Genomic DNA, 23,130 nt, shown 5'->3' on the forward strand with positions numbered 1-23,130 from the left:
CTATGTCTAAACCAATTGTTGTAATCTTCATTTTGGTCTTCTCCCTTTGATTATTGTAACCACTTTAATCATGGCACATAGATGCCGTATAGGGAGGAGACCATTACATCAGGTTAAATAAGCTTTAGCTCATTAAGCATTGGTGCATCCATTTTTCGTTACTGAGTATGTTTTTATAAAGCGCGAGTTGGTTTTGTGCTCGCTCTAAATTATGCTCTGCATGAGCCACTTTAAAGTACACATCGTTATTTAAGTAATCAGTTAAAAAGCGCACGCTTAACATGAGCGGCATTATTTTAGCGCCTAACAGCAGGCTTTCTTGTTCTTTTGTACTCATGCTGCTTTTTAATGGCGTTACATAGCCTTTAACAATGGCTGAAAATATATCTTTTCGAATAATAACGTTGTGTAAGTTTGTTGAATCCTCGGCTTCGGGGGAGCAGAAAGTGCGTACCATGTCGCCAAAATCATAAAGCCTAAATCCCGCCATGCAGGTATCTAAATCAATCACTGCTTTTGCTTTGTGAGTTGCACTACAAAACAGCATATTATTTATTTTTGTATCGTTATGACACACTCTAAGTGGTATCTGCTTAGCTATGCTATTAAGCTCGGTGATTAAATGTTGCTGCGATAAGCAATATTCTATTTCGTCAGCGCAGTGCTTTACTCTATTTACAGAGTTAATTGTGATTGCGATATTTAATTGCTCAAAGCGCATCGCTAAGTTGTGAAAATCAGGAATTACAGTATGTAGTTGTTGTGTATCAAAATCTTGTAATGCATGAGCGAATACGCCAAAGGCGTAAGCCGCTTGCTCGCTCTGTTGCGCATTTTTAACAACGTCTTCGCTGTAACTGTCATTAATATAGCTAAGGACGCGATAATGCGCGCTATCAATTTCTATTAAGTGTTCGTTGTTTTGTATGGCTATATGCTTAACTGTTTCAAGGGGGTAGTTGCTTTGTAGTTGTTTGGTATTTAAATGCTGCTCAATTAGTTTTGCATTACTTACTAACTGAGCAGGGTATTTAAATACCTCAGTATTAAGTTTTTGCACAATAAACTGTTTATCAATACACGTAAGTAGCCATGTACTATTTATATGGCCGCTACCAATCACACTAACTTGAGTTAACTCAGGATTTAATGCTAATTGTTCGCTTAGCTTATTTTGTATTGAGATGTTCATTGTGCTCACTTGTACCTAGTTTGTTATGCGTATCGGGCTACTATTTTCTCGATAATTTCAGCATTAGCTTCAGGAAAATCATAATTTTCTAATTCACTAATTGCTACCCATTCACTAGGTTGCCCTTCAGCGCCATGTGCTTCACCGCTAAAGTTACTTACTACGTGTACATCTAATTTAACGCACTTATCGCCGTAGTCATGTTCAATCACCATAAGTTGACTAGAGCTGTGAATTGTTAATCCAACTTCTTCAGTAAGCTCGCGTTTAAGTGCAACAAAAACACTTTCACCTGCTTCTACTTTGCCACCAGGAAATTCCCATAAACCGCCTTGATGTTGTTCATCTGCGCGTTTACAAATGAATATAGCGTTATTTTTCTTAATAACACCAACAGCTACATGTACAATTTCTATAGTCATTACTTTAAAACTCCATAAAAAAAAGCGACGCTAGCGCCGCTTTTTAATAAGCTAATAACAATACTGGGCTATTTTAATTTACCGCAACATTGTTTGAATTTTTGACCTGATTTACAAGGACAAGGGTCATTACGACCTACTTTTGGTTCTGTACGAGCCATTACAGTAGCTGTTTCTGGTGCTGGCGCTTCGCCACCTACTTGCTCAGCTTCTTCATGTTGGTATTCGCGAGGAGCATTTTCACTTTTACGGTGTTGCTCTTCTACTTTTTCAACATCTTCTTCTGCGCGTACTTGTACTTTACTTAGGATGCTTACAACATCTACTTTCAAGTTTTCAAGCATTTCAGAAAACAGCTCAAACGATTCACGCTTATACTCTTGCTTAGGATTCTTTTGCGCGTAACCACGTAAATGAATACCTTGACGTAAGTGATCCATAGCAGCAAGGTGATCTTTCCAATGCTGATCAAGACTTTGTAGCATAATCGCTTTTTCGAATTGACGTAAAACAGAATCGCCAACTTGCTCTTCTTTTTGCTTGTATGACTGCTCAACCGCCTGCTCAATACGCTCACGAAGTTTTTCTTCGTATAGTTTATTGTCATCTGCTAACCATTGAGTGATTGGCAACTCAAGTAAGAAGTCTTGTTTTAAACGCTCTTCAAGGCCAGGAATATCCCACATTTCAGCAAGGCTTTGCGGTGCAATGTACTGATCAATTACACTAGCAAGAACATCACCACGAATTGCTGTGATAGTCTCTGAAATATCGCCTTCTTCAAGTAGCTCATTACGTTGAGAGTAAACAACGCGACGTTGATCGTTTGCTACATCATCGTACTCAAGCAATTGCTTACGAACATCAAAGTTACGTGCTTCTACTTTACGCTGTGCATTTTCAATCGCACGGTTTACCCATGGATGTTCAATTGCTTCACCGCGTTGCATACCTAGTTTACGCATCATGTTAGTCATGCGTTCACCAGCGAAGATACGCATTAGTGCATCGTCCATCGATAGGTAGAAACGGCTAGAACCGGCGTCACCTTGACGACCAGAACGACCACGTAATTGGTTATCTATACGACGAGATTCGTGACGTTCAGTACCAATGATATGTAAACCGCCGGCATCAATTACTGCATCATGGCGAATTTTCCAAGCTGCTTTAATTTCAGCAATTTGCTCAGCAGTTGGGTTTTCAAGTTTTTCAACTTCACTGTTCCAGTTACCACCTAACACGATATCGGTACCACGACCGGCCATGTTGGTTGCAATTGTTACTGTACCTGGTAGGCCAGCATCTGAAACGATATCTGCTTCTTGCGCATGAAATTTGGCATTAAGTACGTTGTGCTTAATTTTTTCTTTGCGTAAAAACTGTGATAAATACTCGGAGCTTTCAATTGAAATAGTACCTACAAGTACCGGTTGTCCGCGGTCTTGGCAGTCTTTAATGTCAATTAAAATTGCTTCGTATTTTTCTTCTTGCGTTAGGTAAACTAAGTCGGCGCGATCATCACGAACCATTGGCTTATTAGTTGGCATAACAACAGTATCTAGGCCGTAGATAGATTGAAACTCAAAAGCTTCAGTATCGGCAGTACCTGTCATACCTGCTAGTGTTTCGTATAAACGGAAGTAGTTTTGGAACGTAATAGATGCAAGTGTTTGGTTTTCGTTCTGAATATTTACACCTTCTTTAGCTTCAACAGCTTGGTGTAAACCTTCTGACCAACGACGACCTTCCATTGAACGACCAGTATGCTCATCGATAATGATTACTTCGTTTTCTTTTACTACGTAATCAACATCTTTTTGGTATAGCTTGTGAGCACGAAGGGCCGCATAAACGTGACTTAGTAGCGTAATGCTTGCTGCTGAGTAAAGCGAATCACCTTCTTCAATTAAGCCGCGTTCAGTAAGTAGCTCTTCTACTTTAATTTGACCACGTTCTGTTAAATGAACTTGCTTAGACTTTTCATCAATAGTGTAATCGCCGTCGCCTTCAACACCTTCTTCGTCTTCTTTTTCTTGAAGTTCAAGTAAAGGAACGATGGTATTTATTTCAGTGTATAGCTCAGAGCTGTCCTCAGCTGGGCCTGAAATAATAAGCGGAGTACGCGCTTCATCAATTAAGATTGAATCCACTTCATCGACTACGGCATAAAATAATGGACGCTGAACACGTTCATCAATGCTAAAAGCCATATTATCGCGAAGGTAGTCAAAACCAAATTCGTTATTTGTACCGTACGTAATGTCAGCAGTATAAGCTAGCTTCTTCTGCTGTGGCATCATACCCGGTACGTTACAGCCTACAGTAAGGCCTAAAAATTCAAATAACGCACGGTTGGTTTCAGCATCACGTTTAGCAAGATAGTCATTCACAGTAATTACGTGAACACCTTTGCCTGTTAAGCCGTTTAAATAAGCTGGTAGGGTAGCTGTTAGTGTTTTACCTTCACCGGTACGCATTTCTGCAATGCGACCTTGATGTAAAACCATACCACCTAATAACTGCACGTCGAAATGACGCATGCCATTTACACGCTTTGACGCTTCACGTACCACAGCAAAAGCTTCAGGTAGGATATCGTCAAGGCCTTGTCCGTTATCGTAACGTTCTCTAAACTCAGCTGTTTTAGCTCTTAAATCTTCATCAGAAAGCGCTTCAAGTTGCGTTTCTAGCGCATTGATTAGCGCGACCGTCTTTCTTAAGTTTTTAATAGTGCGGTCATTGCGACTACCAAAAAGCTTGGTAAATAAATTAGATATCATGATAAAACCGTTACAATGTATTCTTTGTCAGCCGAGTATCGGCTAACCCATTTTTAACAATTGGTAATTAATATGTGCTTTTAAATAACACTTAGAACATATTAATTAGCAATATTGTATTAAACCGCTCAAAAAGCACTGTTTATTACGTGCGCTACTATACCAGACTCTGCCAAACAACAAACTATCTCAATAAAAAGATCTGTGTATAAAATCGAAAAATTTGATCTGGTTCGTAAAAATAACTTTGTATTACTCAATTACAGTAAAAATAGTAGCGAACTGTAAAGATATGGTGCTAAATAAATTAAAAACAAGGGTTATAGCTGCGCTTAAGTTTGACGCTTAAACACAGCTATTAAATGAGTGTTTTATAATTTAAATTGGTTAACCGTTTTGTTAAGTGCTGCAGCTAAATCACTTAAGTCACGAGCTTCGTCAGCGAGGGTATGCGCATGGTCAGCGGTACTGTTCACTAAGTTATTAATTGCCGAAAGGCTCGTATTAATATCTTCAGCAACGACTGTTTGCTCCTCAGTTGACGTGGCTATTTGATGACTTTGGTCTTGTACTTTAGTGACCGACTGCGCAATATTGTGAAGTGAGCTAAGTACTTCTTTAGTTTGCAGTACTGAGCCCTCGGTTTGATCTTGTCCTTGTTGCATCATCACTGAGGCCTGTTGAGCTATTTGCTGCAAGCGCGAAATCATATTACGAATATCGTCTGTTGATTCTTGTGTGCGACTTGCTAGTGAGCGTACTTCATCAGCAACAACGGCAAAGCCTCGACCGTGTTCACCGGCACGAGCTGCCTCTATAGCCGCATTCAGTGCAAGTAAGTTGGTTTGATCGGCAATTGAATTAATTACGTCGACTAGCGCACCAATGTTATTACTTTCTTGTTCAAGGCCTGCTACCACTTTAGATGCTTCACCAATATGTAGCGCAAGTTCAGTCATTACTTTTTGCGCCTGTGTAGAGCGGCTAGCACCTTCAGCTGTAATTGCCTGAACTTCTTCAGCTGCGTTATTTGTATGTTGTGCATTACGTGATATTTCAAGCACAGTAGTCGCCATTTCAGTTACCGCAGCGCTGACGCTATCAACTTGCTGCTTCTCTTGCTGAATTTCAGAATTAGTTTGCTCAGAAACATGTCTTAGCTGAGCTGCTGCATTACTTAGCTGTTCTGCTTGCGCTGCGGTTTCTAGCATCATGGCGCGTAACTTATCAATAAAAGTGTTCATATGATTGGTCAGCTGTCCCACTTCATCTTGACTATTAATATCAATTTTTTGAGTAAGGTCGCCTTCGCCCGATGCTATATCACGCATAATGTGCGTAAGTGTTGTGATGGGTTTTGAAATCATATGGGTAGCCCATAAAATCATGGCTAATATAATAATTAAGATAATAACTACTGCAGTTGTTGTTGCGGTTACTGCGGCATTTACGGGCTCTTCAATCATGCTAGTAGGAATAAGTAGACCTACATACCAATCTATATAAGGCTGCTCTAGCTGCAGACGATGGTAAACCACATAAAACTGCTCACCTTTAAAAGTAACCATTTGGCTGCCTTTAAGGTTATTTCGCATTTGTGTATTTAATTCTTTAAAGCCTGCTGTATCTGTAAACTGTTGCTCAAGCGCATCGAGTCCTTCTTTACCGTTTGCACCTTCATCTGTAATTGAAAGTTTGTGTCCTGTGGCTTTTGAAAAGTGAACTACTTTTTGATTTCCATCGAGTAAAAATCCATAACCTTGGCCGTTAAAGCGAATATTTTCGACCATGTCGTTAATTTTGTTTAGTTGTAAATCAACACCGCCCATACCAATGAGTTTACGCTGTGCGTTATAAACAGGTTGTTGTACTACTGCGGATGCTACGCCTGTGGTTAAATCAACAGAGATTGGACCTACGTAAAGTTTGTTAACTTGCATGGCTTCTTGCCACCAACCACGCTTGTAGGCGTAATAAGGCTGGCCGTTGTAGTGACTTGTACGTTCATTTTCTTTAAAGTATTCACCGGTGGTTGCTGAGGCAAAAAAGGCCGATAAAATGTTTTCGTCATTTGAGCTTAAACGGACAAAGTCTTGGTTTACTTCGTTGTAGCCAGGGGCGCTTTCAAGTGCTTGATCGCGAGTATCCCAATTTTCAAAAAAGTTGATTAAATGTGGGTTATTAACAAAGGTTGATACCATTTTTCCGTACATCGCAAAGTAACTTTGCATTGAAAGTTGCTCGGTCTGTAGATAACTTTGCGCTTCATTTTCTATGTTTTCTCTAGAGAGGTTGGCAATGTGTTTAACAAAAAATGTTGAGGCAATAATTAGTAAAACGGTAATTGTTCCACCAATCAATAATAATATTTTCTTCCGTAATGATAAATTATTTAGCATGAGTACGCATATTTTTATTATTTATGAAATTATATCTAATCATATCTTACTTAAAATCTCTATAAAGTTAGATAGAAAGAACTAATTATGCGTTTAAAATAAAGGCTTATACAAAAATGACAAATAAAAGTAATAAATTAGTAGTATTAGGTGCAGGTTGGTTAGGACATGCGTTATGCGTAAGTGCGCAAAAAGCTGATTGGCAAGTACAAGGAACGCATAGAACAGATATACACGAGTTTGACTTTGAGCGTCAGTTTACACTTGAAGATGGGCAATTAAGACATCAAGTTGATTTACAAAATGCTTATTGGGTATGTGCTATTCCACCACGTAGCAGGCACAGTGAAAGTAATTATCCTGAAACACTCACCGCAGCGCTTAAGCTTTCAAAGGAGTTAAACGCAAAGGGCTTTTTATTATGCTCGTCAACCGGGGTATACGATCAAGAGCCTGGTGTATATAGCGAAAGTTGCGATATTTCATGCACAAACGAGCGCCAAATAAAGCTCTATGAGGCAGAAGAGCAAGTACTTGAGCAAGACGGGAAAGTGCTGCGTTTAGCTGGATTACTAGGGCCTAATAGAGAACCTGGTCGTTTTGTGGCAGGCAAAGAGCTTAATACATCAAGTGAGCAAGTAGTAAATATGGTGCACCAACAAGATGTAATTAATGCTATCTTTGCGGTGATAGAGCACTGGCAAGTAGGGCAAAATATTTATAATGTTGTTAATCCTGCGCACCCGACAAAAGCTGAATACTACGCAGTGAAGTGTGCAGAACATGGTGGCGAGTTACCACGCTTTACCAGTGATGATAAAGCTGAGCGCAAAGTTATTGGCTCAGCTATTGAAGCGCTAGGCTTTACTTACCAATATGGTATTTAATATGCTGAAGGCAGGGGACTGCTCTCTATGAAGTCGCATAGCTTACCTTCACTTAGTAATGTATTAGCAGCTTCGATATCGGGAGCAAAGTAGCGGTCTTTATCATAATAACTCACATGCTCGCGTAATAACGCTTTAGCGCTTTGCACTTTATTTGATGGTTCAAGCGGCTTTCTAAATTCTAGCCCTTGAACCGATGCTAACCATTCTATTGCCAAAACACCTTGGGTATTATTGGCCATTTCATCTAAGCGCCTTGCTGCAAAGGTTGCCATAGATACATGATCTTCTTGATTTGCAGATGTAGGCAAGCTATCGACCGAAGCCGGATGTGCTAATGATTTGTTTTCTGACGCAAGCGCAGCAGCGGTTACTTGAGCAATCATAAAACCTGAATTTACCCCGCCGTTTTCAACCAAAAATGGCGGTAACTTAGATAGGTTTGAGTCAATAAGTAATGCAATTCGTCTTTCTGCTAAAGCACCAATTTCGGCAATCGCAATAGCGAGGTTATCGGCAGCCATTGCAACGGGTTCTGCATGAAAATTCCCTCCAGAAATGATGTCGCCTACATCGGCAAAAACTAGCGGATTATCGGTTACACCGTTTGACTCGCATAGCAACACTTCTGCGGCTTGGCGTATCTGAGTTAGGCAAGCACCTAGCACTTGAGGTTGGCAGCGAAGGCAGTATGGATCTTGTACTTTTTCACAATTGACGTGGGAATCACTAATTTGAGAGTGCGTATCGAGTAGCTCTCTAAATACTTGAGCGGTGTCTATTTGTCCGCGCTGACCACGAATATCATGAATACGTGCATCAAATGGCGCGCGACTGCCCATTGCAGCTTCTATGCTTATCGAGCCGATAACGCAGCTTTGTGCATATAAGTTCTCGCTTCTAAATAGGCCTTGTAGTGCAAACGCAGTTGACGCTTGTGTGCCATTTAATAATGCTAAGCCTTCTTTAGCTGCAAGGGTAAGAGGTTCAAGCCCCGCTATTTTTAACCCTTGTGCTGCACTAATTATTTTTCCTTTATGTCGCATTTGACCTTCAGCTAATAAAGGTAGGCACATATGCGCAAGAGGGGCTAAATCCCCCGATGCCCCCACGGAGCCCTTTTTAGGCACGCACGGATATACTTCGCTACTAAGCAGCTGCATAAAAAATTGGATTACTTGCAGGCGAATACCCGAGTAGCCGCGCGAAAGCGAGTTTACTTTTAAGGTGATCATTAACCTTACTGTGCTGTCATCCATGTATTCGCCAATGCCCGCAGCGTGTGAAAGCACAATGGAGCGCTGTAATAATTCAAGTTCGTCGTCGGCTATTTTGGTATTAGCTAATAACCCAAAGCCGGTGTTAATCCCGTATACAGTGCGGTGCTCATTAATAACGTTTTGAACGGTTTGTGCGCTGGCAGCTATTTGCGATTCAGCATGCTGTACAAGGCTTAACTTTACTGGTGAATTATTAATTTTTCTCAGTGTGTTTAAATTAAGTGAGCCTGGAGTGAGAGTAAGTTCGAACATGATTATTCCTTGTCTAACATTGGTAGGTCTAAATTTTGTTCTTTAGCGCAGTTCTTTGCTATGTCGTATCCAGCATCAGCATGGCGCATTACACCCGTTGCAGGGTCGTTCCAAAGTACGCGAGCAATACACTCTTTAGCTTCATTTGTACCATCGGCAACAATAACCACACCAGAGTGCTGACTAAACCCCATACCTACACCGCCACCATGATGAAGGGACACCCAAGTAGCGCCACTTGCTGTATTAAGCAGTGCATTGAGTAATGGCCAATCCGATACCGCATCAGAGCCATCTTTCATACTTTCTGTTTCGCGGTTAGGGCTGGCAACTGAGCCAGAGTCGAGGTGATCGCGACCAATAACGATAGGGGCTTTAAGTTCGCCATTTTTAACCATTTCGTTAAAGGCCAATGCAAGGCGTGCTCTATCTTTTAAACCTACCCAACAAATACGTGCAGGTAGCCCTTGAAATTGAATACGTTCACGGGCCATATCAAGCCAGTTATGCAAATGTGCATCATCAGGAATAAGCTCTTTTACTTTTGCATCGGTTTTATAAATATCTTCTGGATCGCCTGATAATGCTACCCATCTAAATGGGCCAATACCTTCACAAAATAAAGGGCGAATATAGGCGGGTACAAATCCAGGAAAATCAAACGCGTTGGTAACACCTTCATCAAACGCCATTTGACGAATATTATTTCCGTAATCAGTAGTGGCGGCACCCGCTTTTTGCAGCTCCAGCATGGCTCTAACTTGGACTGCCATTGATTGTTTAGCAGCTTTTACCACCGCTTTTGGATCTTGCTCACGCATTTTTGCTGCGTGCTCCATTGTCCAGTTTTGTGGTAAGTAACCATTTAATGGATCGTGAGCTGATGTTTGATCTGTGACTACATCAGGTGTAATACCTGTTTTAACCAGTGTACTAAATACATCGGCAGCGTTACCAAGTAGGCCAACTGATAGGGCTTCACCTTTTATGCACGCGTCGGTTATTAATTGCAGTGCGTGTTCAAGGTTCGTTGCTTTTACATCAACGTAGCCTGTTTTTATACGAAAATCGATACGGCTTTCATCACATTCAACAACTAGCGCACTAAACCCTGCCATTGTAGCGGCAAGTGGTTGCGCACCGCCCATACCACCAAGGCCACCCGTTAATACCCACTTACCTTTAGCACTGCCTAAAAAATGTTGCTTTGCCATGGCTATAAAGGTCTCGTAAGTGCCTTGTACAATCCCTTGCGAGCCAATATAAATCCAAGAACCCGCTGTCATTTGTCCGTACATCATCAAGCCTTTTTTATCGAGCTCGTTAAAGTGCTCCCAATTTGCCCAGTGTGGAACAAGGTTTGAGTTGGCAATAAGTACACGAGGTGCATTACTGTGGGTTTTAAATACACCAACGGGTTTTCCTGATTGTACAAGCAGAGTTTCGTCGTTTTCGAGTCTATCGAGGGTTTCTATAATTTTGTCATAACTTGGCCAATCACGAGCTGCTCGGCCAATACCACCATATACAACAAGTGCATGAGGATGTTCTGCTACTTCAGGGTCTAAATTATTCATTAGCATGCGCTTAGCAGCTTCAGTTTGCCAGCTTTTAGCACTTATTTTATCGCCATGAGGTGCACGTATTACGCGACTTGTGTCGAGTCGGTTGTTCATGTTTTGCTCCTGTTGTATATACAAGGTGATTTGTTATAAAAAAAGCGCAGTAAGCGCTATTGTTTGTTATTTTTTAAATGTTAAGTGACCACCTAAGCGATATTTACTGCCTGGTGATACAAGGCGCGCAAAGCTTACAATGCCGTTAATAGACCATGTGCGTCGAATAACTTGTAAGCATGGCTCTTCGTTATATAAGTTTAACCATTGGCACATTTCGCTGTTTGGCATAATAGCCTCTACGGTATGCCTCGCTTGGGTAAGTGGTGCAACACTAGATAGATATTCATGAGGTGTAAGCGTGCTAAAGTCTTGTTGTAAGTAACCAGCCGCAAGTGCAGGGTTTACAAAACGCTCTTCTAGCTGCAAGGGGCTGTCGTTTTCGTTATGCACGAGTACACTTCGATATACAACACTGTCAATCTCAACACCAAGTGCAATGGCAATAGGTGCGACTGCATTTATTGATTCAAGTATAAGTACACTACAGGTGTAGTTGCCGTTACGTTCCTTTACTTCATCAGCAATGTTTTTTATTTCGAGTAACGATGATTGCGATTTAAATGTGGCTACAAATGTACCTAACCCTTGGCTGCGGGTTAAAATACCTGCCTCGGTTAACTCGCTTAGTGCTCGGCGGGCTGTCATTCTGCTGACACTAAATTGACTACTTAGTTCGTTTTCAGAGGGAACACGTTGGTTTTCTTGCCACGTACCGCTGCGAATTTTATCAACAATGAATTGTTTTATTTGCGCAAATTTAGGTGTCGTCATTAAATTTATGGTTACATTAAAAATAAACTATATAAATAAGATGACACAATTACCTTGTATATACAAGATGGGTTGTTAGACTATATTTTCATCACTCTGGGCGTAAAAAGGGTTGCAAAATGCAAAGCACAACAAAAAATTATGAGTTAGAAGAAATCGACTTACTTTTAACTGATGCCAATATTGCCACTATGGATAGCAATATAAATGCCCCTTATGGCGCAATCGAAAATGCTGCTATAGCTATTAAAAATGGTAAAATTGCGTGGATTGGAGAGCAAGCAACGTTGCCCAGTTTTGATGTATTTGCAACGCCGACATTGAGTATAAAAGGGCAGTGGTTAACGCCGGGCTTAATAGATTGTCATACGCATCTAGTGTTTGCAGGTTCAAGGTCGCAAGAGTTTGAGCAGCGCTTGCAGGGTGTAAGTTATGAGCAAATTGCGGCACAAGGCGGTGGCATAGCAAGTACGGTTAAAGCGACGAGAGCAGCCGATCGAGAGCAATTATTTGTTGATGCAAAAGATCGCTTAAATACGTTGTTAAAAGAAGGTGTAACCACTGTTGAAATAAAGTCAGGCTATGGGCTAGATACTGAAAACGAGATAAAAATATTAGAAGTAGCTCGTTTATTAGGTGAACATCACCCTATTGATATAAAAACCACTTTTTTAGGGGCGCATGCTCTACCTTCTGAATACAAAGGACGTGCTGATGAATATATTGATTTGGTATGTACTGATATGCTTGATCAGGTAGTGGCTAATAATCTTGCTGATGCAGTCGATGTATTTTGTGAAAATGTAGGCTTTAGTTATTCGCAAACCAAACGTGTTTTCCAGGCGGCTAAAAAGCATAACCTCCCAGTAAAATGCCATGCTGAGCAGTTATCTAATCAACATGGTGCTGAGCTGGTAGCGCAGTTTAATGGCCTTTCGGCAGATCATATTGAGCATCTTGATGAAGAGGGTGTAAAAGCCATGGCAAACGCTGGGACGGTCGCGGTGTTACTGCCCGGTGCATTTTATTTTTTAAGAGAAACTAAATTCCCACCTATTGAGTTACTTAATCAATATAAAGTACCTATAGCTATTGCGAGTGATTTTAATCCTGGCACTTCACCGCTGTGCTCAGTGCACTTGATGATGAACATGGCATGCACATTGTTTAGATTAACACCCGAGCAAGCATTGACAGGTGTTACTCGCAATGCTGCTAAAGCACTCGGGTTAGACGACCGTGGTATTTTAAAGGTTGGTGCAAGAGCTGATATTGCGCATTGGCAAATAAGTCATCCATCACAATTAAGTTACCAATTTGGCGTAAATAAACTGTTAAATTTATGGATTTTGGGTAGAATTAACTAGTTTGTATTATTTTTGCCCGCATATAATCTGGTTTAAACTTTTTTAGCGAATACGGATGCCGTTAATTTGAACATACTAACCGACAGTAACTTCCCAATATTTTTTAGTGGTGCACTATTGATGGCGATGATTGCCACTTTATTTGCCGTTAAAAATGCCAGTATTAAATTTAGCTATTTATGCACAGCAGCTGTTGGCTTGGCTATTTTGAGTACGGGCGCAGCTTGGCTAGCCATTTTGCTTGCCTTTGGATTTTGTTTTCATTTATGGCAAGCCTTCGAGCGAAATAATTGGAGCATGATTATTACCAGCTCAATGGCTGGTCTTTTATTTGTTGTTCTATTTTCAGCTCATTTATTATTGGAAGTTCCGTTATTTTGGGTTGTGTTAGCAATATTATTATTAGCTATTGTTGGCTTTTTAAATGATGAAAGCGCTGAAATAGAAGTAGTGATAGAGCCAGAACCTACAGGTGATGCATTTATTGAAGAGTCTCCGCTTTCGGTTTTTGCAGATAGAAAACAGTTACGTCAAGGTTACTATGCATGGTGCGACAATAAGCAAGTAAGTGCAGCGTTAATCGTTATTCGTCTTGAAGGATTTGAACAAGTTAACCAGCACATTGGACGTGACTTTGGCGATATACTTTTAGCACAATCGGCTAATCGAATAAAAGAACTGCTTTCAAGTGACGAAATAGTGACTTTAGTTGGGCAAGAAAAGCTAGCCCACTTAGGGGGCCTTAACTTTGCATTTATTTGTAGTTTTGCGAATCAAAAACATTTGCATGAGTTGGTTATTGAACAAATACTGGGTGCAACGCTTAAGCCATTTAATGTTGCTAACTGCACTGTAGAGGTAAAAGCGAGGGCGAGCTATGTTGATTGTAATGAGCAAGACAATAACTTTGATAATTTAATATCGTATGCATACCTAGCACTCGATAGCCATCCAAATCGCAAGGTTGTGCCTTATCATCAACAAATGATGATTGAACTGCGAGAGCAACAAGCGCGACTAAAAGAATTGGCAAATATTGATTTTTCGAGCGAATTAGAACTCTATTTTCAACCTATAATTTGTAACGAAAACGGTCAAATTGAGTTTTTAGAATTACTACTGCGTTGGCAACATCCTAAGCAAGGAATTTTATCTGCTAATCGTTTTATTGACGACATAAAAATAGCAGGGCTTGGTTACCCGCTTGCTAAATTTGTAATGGAGAGAGCCGCTGAGCTTGCAATGGCGCTTAGAGTAGAAGGTATTTCTATACCGCTTAGCATTAACGTATTTGGCCCTGAAATGCTAAATGAAGAGTTTGTTGAATTTGTTGATGTTGTTATAAATGAACATCACTTAGAGGCGGGAGACTTAATTGTTGAATGCCCTTTACATATTTTTGCTGGTTTAGATGACAAAGGTCGAGGCATGATCGCAAGGCTTAATAACATAGGCTTAAAAGTATGTGTGGATGGACTTGGTGATAACCCAGTACTACTTTCTAAGTTACCAAGTTTAGCGGTTGAGTATATTAAGGTTTCACCTTCACTTACCGCTGACTTTAGTAATCAAAACAATATACGCAGTTTAGTTGGTGGAATGGTTGATATGCATAGCCAACAAAAAACAAAAGTAATTTTTGAAGGAGTAGAAACACTTGAACAACTTAAGTTTGTAAAAAGCTTAAAAGGTTATGCTGCACAAGGTTATTACTTTGGTCATCCGCTAAGTAGTATCGGTTTAATGAGCTGGCTAAAAGAGTGGCGATCGGTTCAACAACGTTAAGTGTTTTCTTTGGCTTGTAGGTAGCTATTTACAAGTGCACTAATCACTTGCCCTACATGGGCAGCACCGGCATCTAACCCGTTAGGATGCTGGCTAGGCGCTGCTTCACATAAGTGTAAGTACTTAGAGTAGCGATGGCTTGCAGCTAAATGCACAAAGTGCTCAGTGTCATTCACGCTAAATCCGCAATATGTATACGCACTAACTGGCATATAAGTAATACTATCTAAATCAACTTCAACACCCAGTGGTAAATCATTAAAATTACTTAGTGCATTTTCAATTGCCTGCGTTAGTGTGATTTTTCGCTTAACTTGTATAGATTGATAGCTATCAAACTTAAAGTTAGCTTCACTCATTGCATCTATAATTGCTTGATTATTTTTTAATTCATGTAAGCCAATAACATGGTAATTACTTAGATGTTGCTCGTTATACGCGTAGCGAAAACCATTACCACTATGGCGACCTTCACATTCTCTAAAATCGGCATGAGGGTCAAAATTGATAGCATTAACAGGCGTGTTTTTTGACTTACTTAGCGCGCGAATAATACCTAAGCAATTATTGTGACCTCCGCCAATGACGATTGGCTCAAGCCCTGCTTTAAAAATAAGGCTTAATACTGACTCTACGCGTTCATCAAGTTGTTGGCATAAATCTCGTAATTGAGTTAACTGCTGGGCTTGCTGATTATTAAGTTGGTTGCTTTGCGCCATTAAATCATCAGTATTTACTTCACCCAATAAAAGTACTTTTTGAGTGGCAATAAATTGATTATGAGGTTGGTTTAAAAAACGTTTTAAAAAAGCAGACCATGCTTCGTTTGCACCGCCATTTCCTAAATTTGCTTTTGGGCCAATATCTTCGCAAATACCAAGAAGTACGTAGCGAATGCCAAATTGAGCTGCGTCAATAAGTGCTTGTTGCAGGTTTACTTGAGTGTCTAGCAAGGCCATTGATTGCCATGCTTTTTTTTCATTTACGCGGCTAGAGCAAAGTGCTCTAACCGCGCTTTCATCATATACTTTTAAATGGGAGGTCACGTTATACTTCTACAACTTCCAATTCTAATTCTTCTGCAGATAAAACAATGCCAGTACTATCGGCATAAATAAAGTCATCATCAAAAAATGATACACCGGCAAAGTTAACGCCTATAGCATCCTCGCCAGCACCTTCACTGTCAGCTGCAACAGGAATGGAAGCAATTGCTTGAATGCCTAAATCAAGTTCTTCAAGCTCATCAACGTGGCGTACTGCGCCGTAAACAACAATACCATTCCAGTTGTTTTCAAGTGCAAGTTCGGCCAATTCAATATCAATAAGTGCACGGCGAGTTGAGCCACCACCGTCAATAAGAAGCACTAAGTCTGTACCGTCTTGAGAAAGTAATTCGCGGATCAGTTCATTATTTTCAAAACATTTAACCGTTTTAATGCGGCCACCAAAGCTGTGTCGACCACCAAAGTTGATGAACATTGGCTCTAGCACGTCAACCACATCAGCAAAGTGGTCACATAAATCAGAAGTGCTGTAATCCATTATTTTATCCTCAAAAGGTACATTAATTTATACCTCAGTATACCCTCCTTATAAGCAATAACAACGACTTAATCGCAGTAAATTTAGACAAAACAAGCGCTAAATCATTAATCGCAATAATAGTGTCTTAAAAGCGTCACTCAATTGTTATTTACAACACATAAGCTAAATCGGTGTTCATATATTATGCAATGAGGGGGAAGTGATGGATAACAATAATATGTTTAAAAGGGCAGCTCTGCTAGATGAGCAATTATTTTTAACTCTGTTTAATTGCAACTCACCGAAGTGGTTTAAAACAATGGCGTTTGGATTATCAAAAAGCGGTGATGGAGGGCTTTACATACTTGTGTGTTTAGCGGTGTGGTGGCTTAGTAATAATGAGCAGCAACAATTATTACCTGTAACGATATTAGTTGGTTTTGCTTTAGAAAGGCCCATTTACTTACTGGCCAAAAATAGATTTGCCCGCATCCGTCCATGCGACTGCTTAGTAACAAATGCTTACATAGTACCAAGTGATAAATTTAGTTTGCCCTCGGGCCACAGCGCTGCAGCGTTCTTAGTTGCGATTATACTAAGTCACTTTTTCCCTGAATATATATGGCTACTACTTAGTTGGGCTGCTGGTGTGGCTATTTCTCGTGTTGTATTAGGCGTACATTTTCCTGCTGATATTATTATAGGTGCGATTATTGGCAGTGTTTGTGGCTTATTCGCATTAGCGCTTGTGGTACCTGTATGAAAATATTGTATGGAGTGCAGGGTACCGGTAATGGTCATATAACGCGGGCTAGGGTTATGGCAAGCTGCTTTAATAAACTTGGTATTGATGTTGATTATGTGTTTTCAGGGCGAGCAAATAAAGATTACTTTGATATGCACGAATTCTCAGATTATAAAGCGTATCGGGGCTTATCGTTTGATACTGAAAATGGGCAAGTCAAAAATTTAAAAACACTTAAAAACATGCGAGTTTGTAAGCTGGTGAGTGATATAAAATCGCTTGATATAAAACAGTACGATTTTGTACTTAATGACTTTGAGCCAGTCACAGCATGGGCTGCAAAACGGGCCGATATACCCATTATCGGTATTAGTCACCAAGCCGCATTTTTGTCAGAAAACGTACCTATATTTGGTCGTGGTGTACTTAGAAAATCGCTCATCAAGCATTATGCACCAGCATCTACCTACTTAGGCGTACACTGGAAGCCATTTGCAAATAATATAATCCCGCCTTTTATTGCTCATCATAACCATGAAAACCCTGTCGCGGTGATGAACAAGGTATTGGTATATTTACCTTTTGAAAACTTAGATAGCATTGTTGATTACTTAAAAGACTTTCCCGAAAAAGAATTTTATTGCTATCACCCAAATGCCCGCAATGAATCTTTTGGACATATACATTTACGCTCCCCATCGCGTTTGAGTTTTTTAAACGACTTAGCAAACACGAGTGGCGTTATTGGTAATGCGGGGTTTGAGCTTGCCAGTGAAGCGCTTAAGTTAGGTAAGAAGTTACTATTAAAGCCTTTAGATGGGCAGTTTGAGCAAACCGCAAATGCACAAACTTTGTTTGCCATGGGCATGGCGCATGTTATGAACTATTTAAACCCGCAAGCCCTTGATGACTGGAATAGCGCCCCGCAAAATAAGCAAATAAATTACCCTAGCGATCCCGCGCCTTTAATTGATTGGTTGGTTAAACAACAGTGGAATAACACACAATCGTTACACAAAGGTTTGTGGGATAGTGTCGCTTTATAGCCATCATAATTAAGTAGCTTAGAATAACCAATAATAAAAAGTTAAATTAATGAGTCGCTTCTGAGCTATCAGCTATAATACAAATGCATATTTAAAAAAGGCGTTAGCGATGAATTTTTTACAAAACTTAACAATCAAACGACGTTTACAGTTAAACGCAGTCGTTGTTGGTTTAGCAATGGTGGTCCTTTTATGCGTAATAATTTATGAAGCGAGAACAACGTTAAGCTTAAATAAAACAATTCAGCTTGCTGAAGAGCTTAATATCCATGAATTAGAACTGCGTAAACATGAAAAAAACTTTCTTTTTTATAAACAAGAAGAAGCATTAGACTTATTTGAACAAGATTATAACCAGCTTAAAAGTAAAATTGCTAAGTTGAATGTAATTATGCAAGAGCAGGGTATCGAAACCCAAAAAATAAGTAATCTCGATAATTTGGTAAGTGCTTATAACAATGACTTTATGAGTGTTGTTGTGCTACAAAAACGCATAGGATTACACCCAAAAGATGGGCTGTATGGCGAACTAAGAAGTGCAGTACACGAGGTCGAAAGCTTGCTCAAAGAGCAAGATAATTACAAACTCTTATCTTCTATATTACAATTAAGACGGGCTGAAAAAGATTTTATGCTACGTTTTGATCTTAAGTATTTAACTCGATTTGATGAAGGGGTTGATACTTTAAAGCGGCAAATCGCTCAGGCTCAATTTGATACGGGGTATACAGCTCAATTAAATGGCTTTTTAAATTCCTACCAAACGCAATTTCAAGCATTGGTCCAGGCACAGGTTGAATTGGGCTTAGATTTAAATTCAGGTGCACTTGGAAAAATGCGTAAAAGTGTTGAACAAAGTGATGCAATCGTTGCGCAGATACTATTAAGCACTAAGCAGCAGGTAGATAAAAGCGTTGGACAGGCACAATTTTTAGCCATTCTTATTTTTGTGATTGCTGGCATTATTGTTTTAATGTTGGTTTATTTCACGAGCCGCTCGATTATTGTGCCTATAGAGCGGGTTTATCACACCATTAACGATATTCGTCGTAATAATGATTTAAGCGTGATGATAGAGCAAACAGGTAAAGACGAAATTACCACCATGACGGTCGACTTTAATAGTTTAATAGGCGATTTTAAAAACTTAATTAACGAAGTTAATGGTGCTTTAAATACGCTTAACATAGCAACAGAGCATTTATCAGAAAGTACCGCAGCAACAAGCTCCGGTATGCAAGAGCAATTACATGAAGCCGACATGGTTGCAACTGCAGCCACCGAAATGCAGGCGACGATTCAGGATATTTCACATAATACTGAAGCGGCTGCTAAAAAAGCAGAGTCAACAAACTTAAGTGCTCAACAAGGGCGCAGTGAAGTTGACTCTACCGTTAAGCACATTAGAGCCCTATCTGATTCGTTAGGGAATGCATCAAATGTAGTATCGCAACTTGAAAAAGATGGCGAAACAATTGGTTCAGTGCTTGATGTAATTCGGGGGATTGCAGATCAAACAAATTTACTCGCACTTAATGCGGCAATAGAAGCGGCACGTGCTGGTGAGTATGGTCGTGGTTTTGCTGTTGTTGCAGATGAGGTTCGTTCATTAGCGAAGCGTACTCAAGAGTCCACGAGTGAGATTGAAGGTATTATAAGTACCTTACAGCAGCGTACTCAAGAAGTGGTGAGTATTATGCACAAATGTCGTTCTCAAGGCGATGAAAGTGCCTCGCAAGCAATTAAAGCAGGTGAGTTATTAGGCGCAATTACTGAAGATGTACAAACAATAATGGAAATGAGCTCTCAAATAGCGGTTGCTATTGACGAGCAAAGCCAAGTGGCATCAGAGGTTAATAAAAATGTAGTAAGAATTCGCGATATTGCGCAAGATGCAACTGAACATGCTGCTAAAAACGCCCAAACTAGCGAAGAAGTATCTGAGCAAGCTAGAGTGTTATTTAGCGCTATTGATAAGTTTAAAGTGTAACTAACCTGAACCCTGGGTAGTAAATATCTTAACCAGGGTTTAGGTTAACTAATCTAAAAATACCCACCTAAAGTTACCAATAAGGTTTAAGGAATAAACTTTATTGGTACACTGTTTTTGTTTTGTTCGTGCTCGGCTACGCGTGCCGAATATTCATCGCTCAACGTTTGTTGCTGCGCTTGTAGTTTTTCAAAGTAACTCCAACTGAACAGTCCGCTATTGTGACCATCATCGAAATCTAAACGCAGTGCATAATGCCCGACAGGTACTATGTTTTTTATACCTACAGATTGTTTATTAAGTACTAGCTTCATTGGACCAGAGCCATGGCCTTGCACTTCAGCAGAGGGAGAGTGAACGCGTAAAAATTCACAGCTAAAGACTGCTTGGCTATCGTCGTCAAAATAAACATCTAAATTTTTACTCACGCTGTGGTAATGCACTTTTGTAACGTGTTTCATTTTATATATCCCATTAAAAAGCCCCCAATCTGGAGGCTTTTAGTATAACGTTTATATTCGTTTTATAGAATGAAGCGGCTTAAGTCTTCATCTTCAACAAGTGCGCCTAGATGTTTTTCAACGTAAGCGGCGTCAATAACAAGTGATGAACCTGCTTTTTCAGAAGCATCGTATGAAATTTCTTCCATCAATCTTTCCATCACAGTATGCAAGCGACGAGCACCGATGTTTTCGGTTTTTTCGTTAACTTGCCACGCTGCCTTAGCAATACGCTCAATAGCATCATCACTAAACTCAATCGTTACTTGCTCAGTTTTAAGGAGCTCTCGTTGTTGCTCAGTAAGCGATGCATGTGGCTCTGTCAGGATACGTTTAAAGTCATTTGCAGTTAGTGGCTCAAGTTCTACTCGAATCGGTAAGCGACCTTGTAGCTCAGGTATCATGTCTGATGGTTTAGACATTTGGAACGCACCTGAGGCAATAAACAACATATGGTCAGTTTTAACCATACCGTGCTTAGTGTTTATTGTTGAGCCTTCAATTAGCGGTAGTAAGTCGCGCTGAACACCTTCTCGGCTCACATCAGGGCCTGAAGAATCACCACGTTTACAAATTTTGTCTATTTCATCAATAAACACAATACCGTTTTGCTCTACTGCAAAAATAGCTTGTTCTTTTAGCTCTTCAGGGTTTACTAATTTAGCGGCTTCTTCTTCCGTTAATAGTTTGAAGGCCTCTTTAATTTTTAACTTACGTTTAGTGCGTTTATCGCCGCCCATGTTTTGAAACATGCTTTGTAACTGGTTGGTCATATCTTCCATACCAGGAGGCGCCATAATTTCTACGTTTGATTGAGCTTGCGCTAATTCAATCTCGATTTCTTTATCATCTAATTGACCTTCACGTAATTTTTTACGAAATGTTTGGCGAGTAGATGAAGTATCGTCGCGTTGGCTTTCGCCATATTGATCTTTAACCGGTGGTAAAAGTGCATCTAAAATACGCTCTTCTGCTGCTTCTTCGGCGCGATGTTTAAACTTTTTAGTTTGCTGTTCGCGAGTCATTTTAATTGAAACATCAACGAGGTCACGTATGATCGTATCTACTTCTTTACCAACATAACCAACTTCAGTAAATTTAGTCGCTTCTACTTTAATGAATGGTGCGTTAGCAAGTTTTGCTAAACGGCGGGCAATTTCTGTTTTACCTACACCTGTTGGACCAATCATTAATATATTTTTTGGTGTTACTTCACTGCGTAAATCTTCATTTAATTGCATACGGCGCCAGCGATTACGAAGCGCAATAGCGACCGCTTTTTTAGCTTTAGCCTGACCTATAATGTGCTGATCTAGCTCGTGAACAATTTCTCTTGGGGTCATATCAGACATAATAGTTCCTATTATAATTCTTCGATTGTTTGGAAGTTATTAGTAAATACGCAGATGTTGCCTGCAATAGTTAAGCTTTTCTCTACTATTTCACGAGCGCTTAAATCTGTATTTTCTAAAAGGGCGGTTGCAGCTGATTGCGCAAAGTTACCACCACTACCAATTGCAATTAAATCGTTTTCTGGCTGAACTACATCGCCATTACCGGTAATAATTAAAGAGGCTGTTTCGTCTGCTACAGCGAGCAGCGCTTCGAGTTTTCGAAGTGCACGGTCACTTCGCCAATCTTTAGCCATTTCTACTGCGGCTTTAGTTAGGTTACCTTGGTGCATTTCTAATTTGCTTTCAAAACGTTCGAAAAGAGTGAAGGCATCAGCAGTACCGCCGGCAAAACCAGCGATTACTTTGCCATTATAAAGACGTCGAACTTTACGGGCGTTGCCCTTCATTACGGTGTTACCAAGTGAAACTTGGCCATCGCCGCCAATTACAACTTTGTCGCCGCGGCGAACACTTACGATAGTAGTCATGTTATTCCTCATCATCGAGCTGCAGAGGCAACTCGTAAAAAACGATTATGATGAGGTTATATGGGTGAATGGTTTATTTTCAAGTCCAGCCCCAAATTCCGCAGCCGACTATTTTTACACGTTTAAGTTTGTTTTTATCGCTTTCGGCTTGGCGTTTTGTTTTATAAGGGCCTAAACGTACTTTATACCAAGTACCATTGCTGCCTTCAGCCTGTTTTATCTCAGAAATGAGCCCTGCAAATGCGATTTTAGCTTTTAATGATTCAGCTTGTGCATGAGTTCTGAACGAACCGCATTGCATAACATAAGGACCTTTTTGCTCAAGTTCTTTTACTTCAACTTGAATCTCGTGGTTTCTAATTTCTTTAATAAATTCCGGTGTACGTGGAATAACAACTTCTACTTTTGCGGGTGCAGTTGGGTTAGCTTGTTTTTCGACAAGTTTTGGATCGGCATTACTTTTTATAAACCATAGTGTGTAGGCAAAACCACCTACAAGTAAGATGGCTATAACGGCTAAAAGAATAGGAAATGGTTTCTTAGCGGGTGCGTTTTTTTTACTGTTTCTGCCTGCAGGCTTTTTATTAATATAATCGTGCTGTGCCATGGTGTTATTTTGGCCT

General features: G+C 40.1%; 19 protein-coding genes. 6 read left to right on the top strand and 13 right to left on the bottom strand.

The genetic code is table 11. The features are described 5' to 3' along the window. Positions 1–124: 124 nt before the first annotated feature. The 4 genes from I6F44_RS00005 to I6F44_RS00020 all read right to left on the bottom strand — a co-directional run bounded on the left by I6F44_RS00005 (position 125) and on the right by I6F44_RS00020 (position 6,796). On the bottom strand, positions 125–1,192 hold the full coding sequence (locus I6F44_RS00005) for a phosphotransferase enzyme family protein (RefSeq protein WP_197173068.1): 1,068 nt from the start codon (positions 1,190–1,192) through the stop codon (positions 125–127). Positions 1,193–1,215: 23 nt separating this feature from the next. Then, complete coding sequence (gene mutT / locus I6F44_RS00010) at positions 1,216–1,614, bottom strand: 8-oxo-dGTP diphosphatase MutT (protein WP_010553815.1); 399 nt, start codon at positions 1,612–1,614, stop codon at positions 1,216–1,218. Positions 1,615–1,682: 68 nt separating this feature from the next. Next, positions 1,683–4,397 (bottom strand): preprotein translocase subunit SecA, encoded by a 2,715-nt coding sequence (gene secA, locus I6F44_RS00015; RefSeq protein WP_007582061.1) that lies wholly within the window; start codon positions 4,395–4,397, stop codon positions 1,683–1,685. Positions 4,398–4,768: 371 nt separating this feature from the next. Further along, positions 4,769–6,796, bottom strand: a complete 2,028-nt coding sequence (locus I6F44_RS00020; RefSeq protein ID WP_197173069.1) for a methyl-accepting chemotaxis protein — start codon at positions 6,794–6,796, stop codon at positions 4,769–4,771. Between the two features lie 116 nt (positions 6,797–6,912). Here I6F44_RS00020 and I6F44_RS00025 point away from each other — a divergent pair, with 116 nt between their 5' ends. Next, the gene (locus I6F44_RS00025) at positions 6,913–7,683 is read left to right on the top strand and encodes an NADP-binding protein (protein WP_008137681.1); all 771 of its coding nucleotides are present in this window, start codon (positions 6,913–6,915) and stop codon (positions 7,681–7,683) included. Here the strand turns inward: I6F44_RS00025 and hutH are convergent. The 3 genes from hutH to hutC form a co-directional block, all read right to left on the bottom strand. Continuing rightward, complete coding sequence (gene hutH, locus I6F44_RS00030) at positions 7,680–9,215, bottom strand: histidine ammonia-lyase (protein ID WP_024589901.1); 1,536 nt, start codon at positions 9,213–9,215, stop codon at positions 7,680–7,682. The two genes, I6F44_RS00025 and hutH, sit on opposite strands and share 4 nt — an antisense overlap. Positions 9,216–9,217: 2 nt before the next feature. Then, positions 9,218–10,891, bottom strand: coding sequence for a urocanate hydratase (hutU, locus tag I6F44_RS00035; RefSeq protein WP_197173070.1), 1,674 nt, complete (start codon positions 10,889–10,891; stop codon positions 9,218–9,220). Between the two features lie 66 nt (positions 10,892–10,957). After that, positions 10,958–11,665 (bottom strand): histidine utilization repressor, encoded by a 708-nt coding sequence (gene hutC, locus I6F44_RS00040; RefSeq protein WP_007582045.1) that lies wholly within the window; start codon positions 11,663–11,665, stop codon positions 10,958–10,960. 119 nt (positions 11,666–11,784) lie between these two features. On the opposite strand from hutC, the gene hutI reads away from it, so the two are divergent. Further along, positions 11,785–13,032 (top strand): imidazolonepropionase, encoded by a 1,248-nt coding sequence (gene hutI / locus I6F44_RS00045; RefSeq protein ID WP_197173071.1) that lies wholly within the window; start codon positions 11,785–11,787, stop codon positions 13,030–13,032. A gap of 120 nt (positions 13,033–13,152) precedes the next feature. Next, positions 13,153–14,817: a bifunctional diguanylate cyclase/phosphodiesterase gene (locus tag I6F44_RS00050; protein WP_197173243.1), complete on the top strand. Its 1,665-nt coding sequence runs from the start codon at positions 13,153–13,155 to the stop codon at positions 14,815–14,817. On the opposite strand, the gene I6F44_RS00055 is transcribed toward I6F44_RS00050, so the two are convergent. Further along, positions 14,814–15,863 (bottom strand): formimidoylglutamase, encoded by a 1,050-nt coding sequence (locus I6F44_RS00055; RefSeq protein WP_197173072.1) that lies wholly within the window; start codon positions 15,861–15,863, stop codon positions 14,814–14,816. The genes I6F44_RS00050 and I6F44_RS00055 overlap by 4 nt on opposite strands. 1 nt (position 15,864) lies before the next feature. Beyond that, complete coding sequence (gene rraA, locus I6F44_RS00060; RefSeq protein WP_002959955.1) at positions 15,865–16,362, bottom strand: ribonuclease E activity regulator RraA; 498 nt, start codon at positions 16,360–16,362, stop codon at positions 15,865–15,867. Positions 16,363–16,567: 205 nt separating this feature from the next. On the opposite strand from rraA, the gene I6F44_RS00065 reads away from it, so the two are divergent. The 3 genes from I6F44_RS00065 (at position 16,568) to I6F44_RS00075 (ending at position 20,125) form a co-directional block, all read left to right on the top strand. Beyond that, complete coding sequence (locus tag I6F44_RS00065) at positions 16,568–17,107, top strand: phosphatase PAP2 family protein (RefSeq protein WP_197173073.1); 540 nt, start codon at positions 16,568–16,570, stop codon at positions 17,105–17,107. Continuing rightward, a complete protein-coding gene (locus I6F44_RS00070) occupies positions 17,104–18,135 on the top strand; it encodes an MJ1255/VC2487 family glycosyltransferase (protein ID WP_197173074.1) in 1,032 nt (343 codons plus the stop codon). Before I6F44_RS00065 ends, I6F44_RS00070 begins: the two co-directional genes overlap by 4 nt. A gap of 109 nt (positions 18,136–18,244) precedes the next feature. Continuing rightward, on the top strand, positions 18,245–20,125 hold the full coding sequence (locus I6F44_RS00075) for a methyl-accepting chemotaxis protein (RefSeq protein WP_197173075.1): 1,881 nt from the start codon (positions 18,245–18,247) through the stop codon (positions 20,123–20,125). 86 nt (positions 20,126–20,211) lie between these two features. Here I6F44_RS00075 and I6F44_RS00080 read toward each other — a convergent pair whose 3' ends face one another. The 4 genes from I6F44_RS00080 to I6F44_RS00095 form a co-directional block, all read right to left on the bottom strand. Next, the gene (locus tag I6F44_RS00080) at positions 20,212–20,586 is read right to left on the bottom strand and encodes a gamma-butyrobetaine hydroxylase-like domain-containing protein (protein ID WP_010553804.1); all 375 of its coding nucleotides are present in this window, start codon (positions 20,584–20,586) and stop codon (positions 20,212–20,214) included. A 62-nt stretch (positions 20,587–20,648) separates the two neighbouring features. After that, positions 20,649–21,977, bottom strand: a complete 1,329-nt coding sequence (gene hslU / locus I6F44_RS00085) for an HslU--HslV peptidase ATPase subunit (protein ID WP_197173076.1) — start codon at positions 21,975–21,977, stop codon at positions 20,649–20,651. A gap of 11 nt (positions 21,978–21,988) precedes the next feature. Next, positions 21,989–22,507: an ATP-dependent protease subunit HslV gene (hslV, locus tag I6F44_RS00090; protein WP_002958366.1), complete on the bottom strand. Its 519-nt coding sequence runs from the start codon at positions 22,505–22,507 to the stop codon at positions 21,989–21,991. Positions 22,508–22,586: 79 nt separating this feature from the next. Continuing rightward, positions 22,587–23,114 carry an SPOR domain-containing protein gene (locus I6F44_RS00095; protein WP_007582031.1) on the bottom strand — a complete coding sequence of 176 codons (528 nt, stop codon included), beginning with the start codon at positions 23,112–23,114 and terminating at the stop codon, positions 22,587–22,589. Between the last annotated feature and the right edge of the window lie 16 nt (positions 23,115–23,130).

Origin of the sequence: Pseudoalteromonas sp. NZS11_1 (assembly GCF_015864275.1) — a bacterium.
GTDB lineage: Bacteria > Pseudomonadota > Gammaproteobacteria > Enterobacterales > Alteromonadaceae > Pseudoalteromonas > Pseudoalteromonas arctica.

Coding starts and splice junctions, on each gene's coding strand:
- I6F44_RS00020 (WP_197173069.1), bottom strand. CDS start 6,796: ATGCTAAATAATTTATCATTACGGAAGAAAATATTATTATTGATTGGT.
- hutC (WP_007582045.1), bottom strand. CDS start 11,665: ATGACGACACCTAAATTTGCGCAAATAAAACAATTCATTGTTGATAAA.
- I6F44_RS00095 (WP_007582031.1), bottom strand. CDS start 23,114: ATGGCACAGCACGATTATATTAATAAAAAGCCTGCAGGCAGAAACAGT.
- secA (WP_007582061.1), bottom strand. CDS start 4,397: ATGATATCTAATTTATTTACCAAGCTTTTTGGTAGTCGCAATGACCGC.
- I6F44_RS00025 (WP_008137681.1), top strand. CDS start 6,913: ATGACAAATAAAAGTAATAAATTAGTAGTATTAGGTGCAGGTTGGTTA.
- hutH (WP_024589901.1), bottom strand. CDS start 9,215: ATGTTCGAACTTACTCTCACTCCAGGCTCACTTAATTTAAACACACTG.
- mutT (WP_010553815.1), bottom strand. CDS start 1,614: ATGACTATAGAAATTGTACATGTAGCTGTTGGTGTTATTAAGAAAAAT.
- rraA (WP_002959955.1), bottom strand. CDS start 16,362: ATGGATTACAGCACTTCTGATTTATGTGACCACTTTGCTGATGTGGTT.
- I6F44_RS00065 (WP_197173073.1), top strand. CDS start 16,568: ATGGATAACAATAATATGTTTAAAAGGGCAGCTCTGCTAGATGAGCAA.
- hslV (WP_002958366.1), bottom strand. CDS start 22,507: ATGACTACTATCGTAAGTGTTCGCCGCGGCGACAAAGTTGTAATTGGC.
- hutI (WP_197173071.1), top strand. CDS start 11,785: ATGCAAAGCACAACAAAAAATTATGAGTTAGAAGAAATCGACTTACTT.
- I6F44_RS00075 (WP_197173075.1), top strand. CDS start 18,245: ATGAATTTTTTACAAAACTTAACAATCAAACGACGTTTACAGTTAAAC.
- I6F44_RS00050 (WP_197173243.1), top strand. CDS start 13,153: ATGGCGATGATTGCCACTTTATTTGCCGTTAAAAATGCCAGTATTAAA.
- I6F44_RS00080 (WP_010553804.1), bottom strand. CDS start 20,586: ATGAAACACGTTACAAAAGTGCATTACCACAGCGTGAGTAAAAATTTA.
- hslU (WP_197173076.1), bottom strand. CDS start 21,977: ATGTCTGATATGACCCCAAGAGAAATTGTTCACGAGCTAGATCAGCAC.
- I6F44_RS00070 (WP_197173074.1), top strand. CDS start 17,104: ATGAAAATATTGTATGGAGTGCAGGGTACCGGTAATGGTCATATAACG.
- I6F44_RS00005 (WP_197173068.1), bottom strand. CDS start 1,192: ATGAACATCTCAATACAAAATAAGCTAAGCGAACAATTAGCATTAAAT.
- hutU (WP_197173070.1), bottom strand. CDS start 10,891: ATGAACAACCGACTCGACACAAGTCGCGTAATACGTGCACCTCATGGC.